Raw genomic sequence first — 13,121 nt, forward strand, 5'->3', positions numbered from 1 at the left:
GGTGGGCGCGGAGTTCGTCGGTGCCGGCTGGGCCTTCCCGCTGCGGGTCGACCCCACCGGCAAGGTCGCCCTGGTCGAGGGCGTCACCGAGCTCGAGGAGAGCATCCGGCTGATCCTGATGACGGCCCCGGGCGAGCGTCCGATGCGGCCCGAGTTCGGGTGCGCGGTCCACGACTACGTCTTCGCGCCCGCCGACGCCTCCACGGCCGGCGACATCGCCTACGCCGTGCGGATCGCGATCAACCGCTGGGAGCCGCGGGTCGACCTCGGCGACGTCGTCGTCCGCTTCGACGCCGTCGACCGCGGGGTGCTCTACGTCGAGATCGAGTACGTCGTGCGTGGCACCAACGACCCCCGCAACCTGGTCTTCCCCTTCTACACGATCCCGCCGCACGAGGAGCTCCTGGCATGAGGTGCACCGCATGAGCCTGCCCGTCCCCAACCTCGACGACCGCCGCTTCCAGGACCTGGTGGACGACGCCAAGCGGATGGTGCAGCAACGCTGCGTCGAGTGGACCGACCACAACGTCTCCGACCCCGGGGTGACCCTGATCGAGACGTTCGCGTTCATGACCGACGAGCTGCTCTACCGCCTCAACCGGGTGCCGGACCGGCTCTACATCACCTTCCTCGACCTGCTCGGGGTCACCCTGCACCCGCCGACCCCGGCCCGCGTCGACGTCACGGCCTGGCTCTCGGCCGCGCCGGAGCAGGACGTCGTCCTGAAGGCCGACAGCGAGGTCGCGACCCTGCGCACCTCCCAGGACGACGCCGTCGTCTTCGCCACCGCCGAGCCGCTCGTGATGCCGCCGCGCAGCCTGCGGCACGTGCTGACCCGGGCCGCGGGCGGCGAGCCCGAGCCGCGTGACGACGCGCTCGGCCTCTCGGAGGAGTTCACCTGCTTCTCCGCCCAGCCGGCGTACGACGACGTGATGCTGCTCGGCCTCGACGGCGCGGCACCGTCGTGCGCGATCAGCCTGCGCTTCGAGTGCCACGTCCAGGGCGTCGGAGTCGACCCGACCGCGCCGCCGCTGGTGTGGGAGGCGTGGGACGGCAGCGGGTGGGTCGGCTGCGAGGTCGACCACGACGACACCGGCGGGCTCAACCGACCCGGCGACGTCGTGGTCCACGTGCCGCGCTCGCACACGACCTCGGTGGTCGGCGGCCTGCGCGCCGGCTGGCTCCGCTGCCGGGTCGTGCCGGCCGTCGAGGACTACCCGTTCTACAGCGCGAGCCCGACCATCACCGCGGCGTCGGCGTTCACGATCGGCGGCACGGTGGCCGCGGTGCACGCCGAGACCGTGCGCGGCGAGGTGCTCGGGCTCTCGGAGGGCGTGCCCGGCCAGGTCTTCCGGCTCGGCCGCGGTCCCGTCGTCTCCGACGGCGGGTCGTTCGCCGTCGAGGTGGCCACCGGCGCGGGATGGGAGGACTGGCACGAGGTCGACTCGTTCGCCGGGTGCGACGCCGGGAGCCAGGTGTGCCGGGTCGACCGCGCCACCGGCGACGTCACGTTCGGGCCGGCGGTGCGCGAGCCCGACGGCACCCTGCGCCACTACGGCGCCGTCCCGCCCAAGGGGGCGCCGCTGCGGGTGGCCGCCTACCGGGTCGGCGGCGGTCCCGGCGGCAACGTGTCGGCCGGCGCGATCCGGGTGCTGCGCACGACCGTCCCCGGCATCGACCGGGTGGTCAACCGGCGGGCCGCGATCGGCGGCGTCTCCTCCGAGACCGTCGACGAGGCCCGGCTGCGGGGTCCGCTCGCGCTGCGCACCCGCGACCGGGCGGTCACCGCCGAGGACTACGAGCAGCTCGCTCGCTCCGCCGCGCCCCAGGTAGCGCGGGTGCGCACCGTGCCGGCCAGCAGCGACGACGAGGCCGGCGGCGTCCGCGTGCTCGTCGTACCGGCCGCCTCCGCCGACGTCGAGGGCCGGCTGCGCTTCGAGGACCTCGTGCCGACCCCCGAGACCCTCGAGGCCGTCGCCTCCCACATCGACCAGCGGCGGTGCGTCGGCGCCCGGGTGAGCGTGGAGCCGCCGTACTACCAGGGCGTCACGGTCGTCGCCACGCTCGTCGCCCGGCCGCGCACGGCGTCCGACGAGCTGCAGCGCGAGGCCCAGGCGGCGCTCAACCGCTACTACAGCCCGCTAGCCGGTGGACCCGACGGCGCTGGGTGGCCGTTCGGCCGCCCGGTGCAGGCGGGCGAGGTGTACGCCGTCCTGCAGCGGCTGCCCGGCACCGAGCTCGTCGAGGAGGTCGTCCTCTTCGGCGCCGACCCGGTCACCGGCAAGCGCGGCAAGCCGGTGCAACGCATCGACCTCGACCGCTTCGCGCTCACGTTCTCCTACGACCACCGGATCCGGGTGATCCGCGGTGGCTGAGCAGACGGCGACGGCGCCGACCTCGTCGCGCGGGATGGTGCCCGGCCTGCCCTCGCCCGCGCCGCTCGTGCACCGGCTGCCCGGGGTGCTGCAGGACGACGACTTCACCCGGCGGTTCGTGGCGGCGTTCGACGACGCCTATGCCCCGATCCTGACCACGCTCGACTCGCTGGCCTGCTACTTCGACCCCCGCCTGGCCCCGGCCGACTTCGTCGACTACCTCGCCGGCTGGGTCGGCGTCGAGCTCGACGACTCCTGGAGCCGTCAGCAGCGCCGGGAGATCGTGGCCGGCGCCGCGCTCGTCCACCGCCGCCGCGGCACGCCCCGCGGCATCCAGGAGGCGCTGACCCTGGCCCTCGGCGCGCGGGTGACGGTCACCGACACCGGCGGCTGCACGTGGTCGCTCACGCCCGGCGGCGAGCTCCCGGGGACGTCGCCGACCCGGGTCGACGTCCGGATCGAGGTGCCCGACCTCGACGCCGTCGACCCGCGGCGCGTGCAGTCGGTCATCGAGTCGACCAAGCCGGCCCACGTCGCCCACACCGTCAGCCTCGTGCCGCTGGTCGCCTACGACGCCGACAAGCCCGACCAGAGGGGCCGGGCCGAGCAGGAGGAGGGCGACGCATGAGCCGGACCTGTCCCGAGTGCGGGAGTGCCCTCGACTCCGACGAGCAGTTCTGCGGCAGCTGCGGCTGCTACCTGGAGTGGACCGACCGGCCCGGGTCCGCGCCGGAGCCGGAGCACGCGACCGTGCCGGCCTCGGAGGCGGCGCCGGCCGCGCCCGGCCTGGTCGAGCGGGTGAGGTCGGCCCTCGGCAGCGGCGACGACCGGCCGCCGTCCGCCGAGTCGGCGGCACCACCTGCCGCTCCGCTGTCCGGGCCTCCCCCACCGCCGCCCCCGCCCCCGACACCGCCACCTCCGGCGCAGTCCCTCGTCGCCCCGGTCGACCGGCCCCAGCAGCCCCGCGCGCAGCAACCCGGGACGACCGCCCCGCGCCCCCGGCGCCAGACCGCCGCCGCACCCGAGCCGCTGCAGCCGGGCGACCTCGTCTGCGGCAGCTGCGGCACCGGCAACAAGCCGAGCCGCCGGTTCTGCCGCCGGTGCGGGGAGACCCTCGCCGAGGCGGTCGTGGCGCGGGTCCCGTGGTGGCGCCGGGTGGTGCCCAGGCGGACGCCGCGCACCACGGCCGCGGGGACCCGCCCCCGGGCTCCCCGCGCGAGCGGCACCCGACGCCGGGTGCCGACCCGGCTGCTCACCGTGCTGGGGGTCCTGGCGCTGCTGGGGGTCGGCGGCTACGCGCTGCGCAGCACCCTGCTCGGCGCCGTCGACTCCGTGCGCGACCGGGTCCAGGACGTCGAGCGCGTCGTCCCCGCCTCGGTGGAGGCGTCGACCGCCCAGCGCGGTCACGGCCCCGGACTCGTCGCCGACGGGACGCACGACAAGTACTGGGCGCCCGCCGAGCCCGGCGACGGCAAGGGACAGTACGTCGAGGCGTCGTTCGACGAGCCCGTCCGCCTCGTCTACGTCCAGATCACCCCGGGCGTGAGCTCCTCGGACGAGGAGGCCTTCCAGCGGCAGGGTCGACCGGACCGGGTCAAGATCACCTCGACCAGCGACGAGGGCGACACCGAGGTCGAGACCGTCGACCTCGAGGACCAGCGCGGTGACGTCAGGATCTCGATCGGCGCCGACGACGTCGTGCGCGTCCGGTTCCAGGTCGAGAGCTCCCACCCCGGCAACGTCAAGGGCAGCCGGGTCGCCATCGGCGAGATCGAGTTCTGGGTGCGCGCGTGAACCCGCCGGACGTGGAGCGATCGGGTGGCTGAGCGGACCTGCACCCGGTGCGGCACCGCGCGCAACCCCGGCGACGAGTTCTGCCCGGTCTGCGACACGTTCCACGCCTGGCACGACCGCGACCGGCCGACGTCCGGACCCGCGACGGTGGAGCAGCCCGTCGTACCGCCACCGCCGACCCCGGCCACGCCGGCCACGCCCGTCACGCCCGCAGCCCCACCGCGGCCGGTCGACCGGGTCCGTCCGCCGGTGGTCTCGACCGACGCCACCGAGGTCGTGGTGCGGCCCGAGGCGCCGGGCACGCTGGTGCTGCAGGTGCGCAACGGCTCGACGATCGTGGAGGCCTACGACGTGGTGCTGGTCGACGCCCCGCCGTGGCTCACGGTCACCCAGGGCGACGCCCACCTCCTCCCCGACGAGGGCCGTCCGGTCCTGGTCACCCTTGCCGTCGCCCCCGGCGCCCTCGCCCTCGCGCAGCGGTTCCCGGCGACGGTGCGCGTGCACTCGGGCGTCGACCGCACGCGCACCGCCGAGGTGCCGGTCGTCGTGGTGGTCCCGCGGTCCGGCCCGCCGGCGACCCTGGCGGCCCACCCGACCCTGGTCCGGCTCCAGGACGCCGACCGCGGCACGTTCGGCGTCCGGCTCGACAACCGCGGTGCCAACCACCCGCGCCGCTACACGCTCACGGCCGTCGACGCCGAGGGCGTCGTCCGCGTCGAGTTCAGCCCGCCCGTGGTCGACGTCCCCGCCGGCGGCACGGCCGAGGCGGTCGCCCGGTTCAGCGCGCCTCCGCCGCCGCCCGGCCAGGACGCGACGCGTCAGCTCACCCTCACGGCCACCGCCGACGACGGACCGGCCCTGGCGCAGGTGAGCATCGCCCAGACCACCTCGCCCGAGCTCGAACGTCGTCCGGTCCGGCTCCGCCTCGAGCCGAGCCAGGTCTCGGCGGTCGACAGCGCCCACGCCCGGCTCGACCTGGTCGTCGACAACCGCGCGGGCCACGAGGCCGTGGTCGTGACGCTGCGCGGCCGCGACCCGGCGTCCGCGATCCGGTTCTCCTTCGACCACGACGGCTTCACCGTCGGCGCCGGCCGGGCCGTGCGACTCGGCATGGGCCTGCAGACCGCGCTCGCCCCGCCGGGCCAGACCGTGACGCGCCCGTTCACGGTGGTGGCCACCGCGGGTGGGCTGGAGTCCGAGATCGACGGCACCCTCGCGCTCACGTCGCGCCCCGCGGCCATCACGACCGCGTCGGTACGGCTGGTGCCCGACCACCTGGTGGTGTCGTCGCGCAAGGGCTCGTTCCGCATCGAGGTCGACAACCGCCGCGGGGCCGAACCCCTGCACGTCGCGCTGCACGGTGCCGACGAGTTCGGCCGGGCGTCGTTCCGCATCGACCCGCCGCAGCTCGCGATCGGGCCGGGTCAGGTCGGCGTCGCGACCGCGGTCGTGCAGCACCCCATGCCCGAGGGCGGCTCGTCCGAGACGCGCCGGGTGCGGGTGATCGCCGCCACCGGGGCCGAGGCGCTGCAGGCCGAGGCGTCGTTCACCCAGGAGGCCGAGAACCGCCGCCGCTGGTGGGCCTACCTGACCGCGATCCTCGGGGTCGTGCTCGTCGGCATCGGCGCGCTCCTCGAGGTGGGTGACCTCGGCCTCGACACCGCGGAGGCCGTCGTGCGGACCCTGGTCGACGACGCGCAGTCGGGGTCGGTGCCGGCGACCGCGGTGATCCGCGCCGCCGTCGTCATCGCGTCCCTCCTGCTCATCCTCCTCGGCATCGTGATGATGTTCTTCGGCCTCGTCGGCACCACCGGCCGCGGCCTGCGGGTCGGCGCCGTGGTCGCCGTGCTCTTCGCCGGCGCGGCGATCGTGGCCCTGGAGGTCACCGGGGTCGGCGGCTACGCGCTGGTGGTCGTCGGCGCCGTGGTCGCCTTCGTGGGCGGGATCCTGGTGCGCTCGGCGCGGGAGTGACGTTCGTACGACGGCCCGCCACCGACGGTGGTCGAGCAGCGGGGACGAAGTCTGCGCGAGTCGAGACCCCCGCAGGGTGCCTACCTCACCGGGTCTCGACTCGGGCTCGACCACCGGTGGTTGAGGAGGTTGCGCTGGCAACCGTCTCGAAACCACCCGAGGATGCGCACCTCGCCGGGTCCCGACCCGGGCTCGACCACCGGTGGTTGAGGAGGTTGCGCTAGCAACCGTCTCGAAACCACCCTCGGCGGAGACCTGCGTCGGGGGTGGTCTCGAGACGGGCCTGGCGGCCCTCCTCGACCAGCGTGGGTCACCGCCGGTGGTTGAGGAGGTTGCGCTGGCAACCGTCTCGAAACCACCCTCGGTGGAGACCTGCGTCGGGGGTGGTCTCGAGACGGGCCTGGCGGCCCTCCTCGACCAGCGTGGGTCACCGCCGGTGGTCGAGCCGCGGGGACGAAGTCTCCGCGAGTCGAGACCCCCGCAGGGTGCCTACCTCACCGGGTCCCGACTCGGGCTCGCTGACGCTCGCCCGGCTCGACCTGCGTCGGGGGTGGTCTCGAGACGGGCCTGGCGGCCCTCCTCGACCAGCGTGGGTCACCGCCGGTGGTTGAGGAGGTTGCGCTAGCAACCGTCTCGAAACCACCCGAGGATGCGCACCTCGCCGGGTCCCGACCCGGGCTCGACCACCGGTGGTTGAGGAGGTTGCGCTGGCAACCGTCTCGAAACCACCCGAGGGTGCGCACCCCGCCGGGCGGGGCGGATGGTTCGACGGGCACCAGCGAGGGAAGATGGCGGACACTCCCCGCCCGGAAGGCCCCCATGCACCCCCTGCCCCCCGCTACCGCGGCCGAGAACGGCGCCCGTGCGCTCTCGGCGGTCGCGCTCGTGCTCTCGCTGCTCATCACCGCCGTGGTCCTGTTCGACGCACAGTCGGGGAGCGCCACCAGCCGGCCGACGTTCGACGGCTCCCGCGGCGGCTCCGGGGCCGGAACCGACGGGGCGGTCCCGGATGCCTCCTCCGCGCGCCCGACGTACGCGATGCCGCCGGGTGCGCGGCGGTTCGACCCGCCGTACGCCGTCGCGGGCCGGCAGTACTACAAGGTGCGCGGCACCATCGACGAGGTCACCGAGCAGCTCGTCCGCGAGCTGAACCGGACCAGGATCACCTGGAACGCCACCCCGCTCACCGGGCCCGATGGCCGTGAGTTCGGGAGGGTCGGCGCCACCACCTACCCCGACGGCTCCCTCGGCACGCTGGCGATCAACGAGGACGGCGCCGGGTCCACCAGCCCGACGGGCGTCGTGGTGATCGAGGTGACCACGCCGTGAACGCCGGTTGGTACGACGACCCCAGCGGCCGCTTCGGCCGGCGCTGGTACGACGGCGCCACCTGGTCCGAGCACGTCGTCGGCGCCCACGGGCAGCCGGTCACCGACCCGCTGCCCGAGCGTGCCGTGCCCTACCCGCCGCCGGCCGAGGTGGCGCGCGCCGTGCCGACGCCCCCGGCACCGACCCACCAGGCACCCCCGCCCCCGCCGGGGGCGTACGGCGCCCCGGCGGCGCCGTACGCGCCGAGCGCGCCCCGAGCGCGCGGCCCGGTGCGCTACTCGCCGGGCGCCGGGCTCGCCGTCGCCGGCACGGGGATGCTCCTGGTGCTGCTCAGCCTCTTCGTGCTGCCGTGGGCCGACGCCGACGACAGCCGGTTCACCGACCTCAGCAGCAACGCCCGAGACGCGGGCGACGCGGGGACCGACGCGATCGACGCGGTCCTGGCCCACCACTACGCCGCGTGGGCCGGGTTCCTGCTGCTGCTGCTGGTCCTGGTGGCGGCCACCATGGCCACGGTGCCCCTCCCCCCGACGACCGCCGGCAACACCTGGTCCCGGGTCGCCGGAGCCGGCCTCGCCAGCCTGGCCGTCGTCCTGCACGCCTTCACCGTGAGCCTGTTCCTCCACGCCGACGTCGACCCCGAGCTGGGTGCCTGGCTCGGGATCGTGGGCTACGCCCTCGTGCTGGTCGCGATGGTGCTGGGCGCGAAGCGGACGCCGGCCTAGCCCCGGCTACCCGCCGGCCTTCGCGGCCAGCCGCTGCCAGGTGGCCACGACGGTGTCCGGGTTGAGCGACATCGACTCGATGCCCTGCTCGAGCAGCCAGTCGGCGAGGTCGGGGTGGTCCGACGGGCCCTGGCCGCAGATGCCGACGTACTTGCCGCGCGCCTTGCAGGCGGTGATCGCCAGCTCGAGCATGTGCAGCACGGCGGGGTCGCGCTCGTCGAAGCCGTCGGCGACCAGCGCGGAGTCACGGTCGAGGCCGAGGGTCAGCTGGGTCATGTCGTTGGACCCGATCGAGAAGCCGTCGAAGTGGTCGAGGAACGCGTCGGCCAGCACGGCGTTGGACGGCACCTCGCACATCATCACGACCTTGAGGCCGTTCTCGCCGCGGACCAGCCCGTTGTCGGCCAGCAGTGCGATCACGCCCTCGGCCTCCTTGATCGTGCGGACGAACGGGATCATCACCCAGACGTTGGTCAGCCCCATGTCGTCGCGCACGTGGCGCAGCGCCTCGCACTCCATCGCGAAGCAGTCGGCGAACTCGGGCGAGAGGTACCGCGACGCGCCGCGGTAGCCGATCATCGGGTTCTCCTCGTGCGGCTCGTAGTGCTCGCCGCCGACGAGGTTGGCGTACTCGTTGGACTTGAAGTCGCTCATCCGCACGATCACCGGGTACGGCGCGAACGCCGCCCCCAGCATCGAGACCCCCTCGGCGACCCGCTGCACGAAGAAGTCCCGCGGGGTGTCGTACGCCGCCACCGCCGCCGCGACCTCGGCGCGCAGCGCCGGCTCGAGGGAGTCCGGGTCGGCCTGCAGGTCGAGCAGGGCCTTGGGATGGATGCCGATCTGCCGGTTGATCACGAACTCGAGCCGCGCGAGCCCGACCCCGCGGTGCGGCAGCTGGGCGAAGGAGAACGCCTGCTCGGGCGTGCCGACGTTCATCATGATCTTGACCGGTACGTCGGGCATCGCGTCCAGCTGGGTGGTCTCGACGGTGAAGTCGAGGCTGCCGTCGTAGACCAGCCCGGTGTCGCCCTCGGCGCACGAGACGGTCACCGAGGCGCCGTCGGCGAGCACCCGGGTGGCCTCGGTGGTGCCGACGATCGCCGGGATGCCGAGCTCGCGGGCGATGATCGCGGCGTGGCAGGTGCGCCCGCCGCGGTTGGTCACGATCGCGGCGGCCCGCTTCATGATCGGCTCCCAGTCGGGGTCGGTCATGTCGGCGACCAGCACCTCGCCGTCGCCGAACTCGTGCATCTGCTCGACCGACCGGAGCACCCGCACCGGACCGGCGCCGATCTTCTGGCCGATGGCCCGGCCCTCGACCAGCACGGTCGCGTCCTGGGTCGCGGACGGCTCGATCGAGAACCGCTCGAGGGCGCCCGTCCGCCGCGACTGCACGGTCTCGGGCCGGGCCTGGAGCACGTAGAGCTGTCCGTCGACGCCGTCCCTGCCCCACTCGATGTCCATCGGCCGGCCGTAGTGCTCCTCGATGACGAGGGCGTGCCGGGCGAGCTCGGTCACCTCGTCGTCGGTCAGCGACAGGCGTGCCGCCTGGGCCGGCTCGACGTCGACGAACTCGGTGGTGCGCCCGACCGTGGGGTCGTCGGTGTAGACCATCTTGGTCAGCTTGGCGCCGACGCCGCGCTTGAGGATCGCCGCGCGTCCGTCGCGCAGCGCGGGCTTGTAGACGTAGAACTCGTCGGGGTTGACGGCGCCCTGCACCACGCCCTCCCCCAGCCCGTAGGCCGAGGTGATGAACACGGCGTCGGTGAAGCCCGACTCGGTGTCCATCGTGAACATCACGCCAGAGGCGCCGACGTCGGAGCGCACCATCTTCTGCACCCCGGCGGAGAGGCCCACGTCGGCGTGCGCGAACCCGTGGTGGACGCGGTAGGCGATCGCCCGGTCGTTGTAGAGGCTGGCGAAGACCTCCCGCACCGCGAGCAGCACGGCGTCGATGCCGCGGACGTTGAGGAAGGTCTCCTGCTGGCCGGCGAAGCTGGCGTCGGGGAGGTCCTCGGCGGTGGCCGACGAGCGCACCGCGAACGACGCCTCGTCGCCGGACCCCTCGGCCAGCCGCGCGTACGCCGCGCGGATGTCGGCCTCGAGGTCGGCGGGGAGCTCCTGCCGGACCACCGCCTCGCGGATCTCGCGACCGACCTCGGCCAGCCGGCGTACGTCGTCGGTGTCGAGGCCGTCGAGCAGGCCGCTGATCCGCTCGGCCAGACCGCCCTCCCCGTCCGGATCAGTGCCGATAAACCGGTGGTAGGCCGCAGCGGTGGTCGCGAACCCGTCGGGCACGCGGACGCCGAGGTCGGTCAGGTGGGAGACCATCTCGCCGAGCGAGGCGTTCTTCCCGCCGACCTGCTCGAGGTCGGCCAGGCCGATCTCGGAGAACCACCGCACGTTGGTCTGCTCGTCGGTCATGGGGTGCCTTCCTGGGCGTCGCGGACGGTGGCCTTGCCGCGCTCGCGGCTGGGGACCCCACCGCTGCGCTTGAGGGTCTGCAGCACGAGGGTGGCCATCTCCTCGATCGACTTGGCCGAGGAGTCGATGACCGGGATCTGGTGGGCGGCGAACATCGCGCCGGCCTGGCGCAGCTCCCAGCGGCACTGCGCCGCCTCGGCGTACCGCGAGCCCGGGCGTCGCTCGTTGCGGACCCGGCTGAGCCGCTCGACGGTGGTGGTGATCCCGAAGCACCGCTCGGGCATGTCCCGCACCGGCCTCGGCAGCTCGTGGGTCTCGAGGTCCTCGTCGACCAGCGGGTAGTTGGCCACGAACAGGCCGTGCTGCAGCGCGAGGTACATGCTGGTCGGGGTCTTGCCGCAGCGCGACGGCGCCAGCAGCACCACGTCGGCGCGGTCGAGCGCCCGCAGGCTCTGGCCGTCGTCGTGCTCGATGGTGAACTCGACCGCGGCCATCCGGGTGTTGTAGCGCTTGATGTCGCCGACGCCGTGCAGCCGTGACGCCTCCCGCACCCCCGGCCGACCCAGCACGCTCTCCACCCGGTCCATGTGGGAGTCGAAGAGGTCGATGATCGGGGCGCGGGTCTGCAGCAGCTCGTGGCGGATGTGGTCCTCGGCCGCGGTCGTGAAGGCGATCGGCGTCACCGGCCCGTCCATCGCCTCGTCGAGCACCCGGACCACGTCGCGCGCCTCCTCGACGCTGCCGATGAACGGGATCGTGGTCCGCTCGAAGACCAGGTCGGGGAACTGGATGAGCAGCGCGTTGCCCATCGTCTCGGCGCTGATCCCGGTGGAGTCGGAGAGGAAGAACACCGGGACGACGCCGTCGTCGGCGGCGTGCTGGCCGTCGGGGTGCTCAGGTTCCACGCGGTCCGCCTCCTGCGCCTCGGGGTGTCCAGGAACCTACTGCCCCGGCGGCGCCGGGCGCGCGACCGTACCCGCGAGTCACCTGCACGGGCGGAGGCGCGGCGGCGCCCGGTGCGGGACAGTAGGGACGCCTGTTGTCCTCACCCGTCGGGAGACCCCCACCGTGCCCGAGTCCGACCCACTGCTCCTGGGCGACCGCTACGACCTCGGCGAGGTGATCGGCCGCGGCGGCATGGCCGACGTACGCCGCGCCCACGACCGGGTGCTCCACCGCGACGTCGCGATCAAGACGCTGCGCACGGGCGTCGGTGTCGACGCCGAGCGGTTCCGCGCCGAGGCCCAGCTCCTCGCCATGCTCGACCACGAGAACATCGTCACCCTGCTCGACGCCGGTGTCGACCACGACCACCCGTGGCTCGCGCTCGAGCTGGTCGAGGGACACTCGCTCGCCGACCTGCTCCTGCGCGGCCCCCTCGAGCCCGCCCGGATGGCGACGGTCGGCGCGTTGGTCGCCGACGCCCTCGACCACGCCCACGCCCAGGGCGTGGTGCACCGCGACATCAAGCCCTCCAACGTGCTCCTCGGCGACGACGGGCGCGTCCGGCTCGCCGACTTCGGCGTGGCCCGGCTGGCCGACGTCACGTCCTCGCTCACCCTCACCGGTCACACGATCGGCACCGCCGCCTACCTCGCCCCCGAGCAGGTCGCCGGCGCGGCCGTCACCCCGGCCACCGACGTCTACGCGCTCGGCCTGGTGCTGCTCGAGGGCCTCACCGGCCGCCGCGTGTACGACGGCCCCCCGCTCGAGGCCGCGGTCGCGCGCGTGCACCACGGCCCGCTGATCCCCACCTCCCTGCCCGCCGGCTGGCCCGGCCTGATCGCGTCCATGACCGCGATGGACGCCGCCGAGCGCGTGCCCGCCCACGTCGCGGCCCAGCGGCTGCGCGAGCTGGCCGACCCCCAGACGCACCGGCCGTCCGCCCTGGGCGCCCTGCTCGACGCCACGGCCTCCCACGCCGCCCACGGCGCCACCGGCGCGGTCGACCACGACCGGCGCCGCCGTCATGTCCCCCTGGTCCTGGCCGCCGCCGTGGCGCTGGTGCTCGCGCTCGCCTCGATCGTCCTGGTGCAGGGCGACGGCGGCGACGACCCGGCCGCCGCGGCCGCGGCCCCCGACCGGTCCGGCACCACGCGCACGGGCCGCGTCTCGCGGCCGGCCGAGCCCACCACGACCCCGCCCTCCAGCGCCCCGTCGGCGACGTCCGCGCCCGTGGTCGACGCCGCACCCCCGGCCTCGAAGCCGGCCGGGAGCAAGGCGGCGCCGAAGGCACCCCGCGCCGCGAAGCCGAAGGACCAGGCGGCGCCCCCGAAGCCGAAGGGCAAGGCCAAGCCGAAGGGCAAGCCGAAGGGCAAGCCCAAGTCCAAGGGCGGCGGCAAGGGCGGCGGCAAGGGCAAGTCCAAGGGGAAGTCGAAGGGCAAGTCCAAGGGCAAGGGCTGACCCGCTCGATCTACTCGGCTGACGCACCTGGCGTGTCACCCGCGTAGATCGAGATCGGCGGGGAACGAGGGGCAGCGCCGGAACGGTCCGGTCCAGC

The 13,121-nt window shown here is 74.4% G+C and carries 10 protein-coding genes; 8 read left to right on the top strand and 2 right to left on the bottom strand.

The features are described 5' to 3' along the window. The first annotated feature begins 1 nt into the window (after position 1). From AC4MBH_RS23530 to AC4MBH_RS23560, 7 genes are all read left to right on the top strand, one after another. A complete protein-coding gene (locus AC4MBH_RS23530) occupies positions 2-412 on the top strand; it encodes a GPW/gp25 family protein (RefSeq protein WP_491797848.1) in 411 nt (136 codons plus the stop codon). Positions 413-422: 10 nt separating this feature from the next. Further along, the gene (locus AC4MBH_RS23535; RefSeq protein WP_491797849.1) at positions 423-2,375 is read left to right on the top strand and encodes a putative baseplate assembly protein; all 1,953 of its coding nucleotides are present in this window, start codon (positions 423-425) and stop codon (positions 2,373-2,375) included. Beyond that, a complete protein-coding gene (locus AC4MBH_RS23540) occupies positions 2,368-3,003 on the top strand; it encodes a phage tail protein (RefSeq protein WP_491797850.1) in 636 nt (211 codons plus the stop codon). The genes AC4MBH_RS23535 and AC4MBH_RS23540 overlap by 8 nt, the downstream gene beginning before the upstream one ends. Beyond that, positions 3,000-4,169, top strand: coding sequence for an NADase-type glycan-binding domain-containing protein (locus AC4MBH_RS23545; protein ID WP_491797851.1), 1,170 nt, complete (start codon positions 3,000-3,002; stop codon positions 4,167-4,169). The genes AC4MBH_RS23540 and AC4MBH_RS23545 overlap by 4 nt, the downstream gene beginning before the upstream one ends. 24 nt (positions 4,170-4,193) lie before the next feature. Further along, a complete protein-coding gene (locus AC4MBH_RS23550) occupies positions 4,194-6,140 on the top strand; it encodes a COG1470 family protein (RefSeq protein ID WP_491797852.1) in 1,947 nt (648 codons plus the stop codon). Positions 6,141-6,959: 819 nt separating this feature from the next. Beyond that, on the top strand, positions 6,960-7,469 hold the full coding sequence (locus tag AC4MBH_RS23555) for a hypothetical protein (protein ID WP_491797853.1): 510 nt from the start codon (positions 6,960-6,962) through the stop codon (positions 7,467-7,469). Beyond that, a complete protein-coding gene (locus AC4MBH_RS23560) occupies positions 7,466-8,194 on the top strand; it encodes a DUF2510 domain-containing protein (protein ID WP_491797854.1) in 729 nt (242 codons plus the stop codon). The genes AC4MBH_RS23555 and AC4MBH_RS23560 overlap by 4 nt, the downstream gene beginning before the upstream one ends. Before the next feature lie 6 nt (positions 8,195-8,200). Here the strand turns inward: AC4MBH_RS23560 and ppsA are convergent, their stop codons facing one another. Both ppsA and AC4MBH_RS23570 read right to left on the bottom strand, forming a co-directional pair. Next, a complete protein-coding gene (gene ppsA / locus AC4MBH_RS23565; RefSeq protein WP_491797855.1) occupies positions 8,201-10,621 on the bottom strand; it encodes a phosphoenolpyruvate synthase in 2,421 nt (806 codons plus the stop codon). Continuing rightward, on the bottom strand, positions 10,618-11,526 hold the full coding sequence (locus tag AC4MBH_RS23570; RefSeq protein WP_491797856.1) for a pyruvate, water dikinase regulatory protein: 909 nt from the start codon (positions 11,524-11,526) through the stop codon (positions 10,618-10,620). Before AC4MBH_RS23570 ends, ppsA begins: the two co-directional genes overlap by 4 nt. A gap of 163 nt (positions 11,527-11,689) precedes the next feature. Here AC4MBH_RS23570 and AC4MBH_RS23575 point away from each other — a divergent pair, with 163 nt between their 5' ends. Then, on the top strand, positions 11,690-13,024 hold the full coding sequence (locus tag AC4MBH_RS23575; protein ID WP_491797857.1) for a serine/threonine-protein kinase: 1,335 nt from the start codon (positions 11,690-11,692) through the stop codon (positions 13,022-13,024). Positions 13,025-13,121: the final 97 nt, after the last annotated feature.

It is taken from the genome of Nocardioides sp. WJ219, assembly GCF_058559815.1.

What these genes read in the sequence shown, in the direction of transcription:
- AC4MBH_RS23535 (WP_491797849.1), top strand. Translation starts at nt 423, where the DNA reads ATGAGCCTGCCCGTCCCCAACCTCGACGACCGCCGCTTCCAGGACCTG.
- AC4MBH_RS23545 (WP_491797851.1), top strand. Translation starts at nt 3,000, where the DNA reads ATGAGCCGGACCTGTCCCGAGTGCGGGAGTGCCCTCGACTCCGACGAG.
- AC4MBH_RS23555 (WP_491797853.1), top strand. Translation starts at nt 6,960, where the DNA reads ATGCACCCCCTGCCCCCCGCTACCGCGGCCGAGAACGGCGCCCGTGCG.
- ppsA (WP_491797855.1), bottom strand. Translation starts at nt 10,621, where the DNA reads ATGACCGACGAGCAGACCAACGTGCGGTGGTTCTCCGAGATCGGCCTG.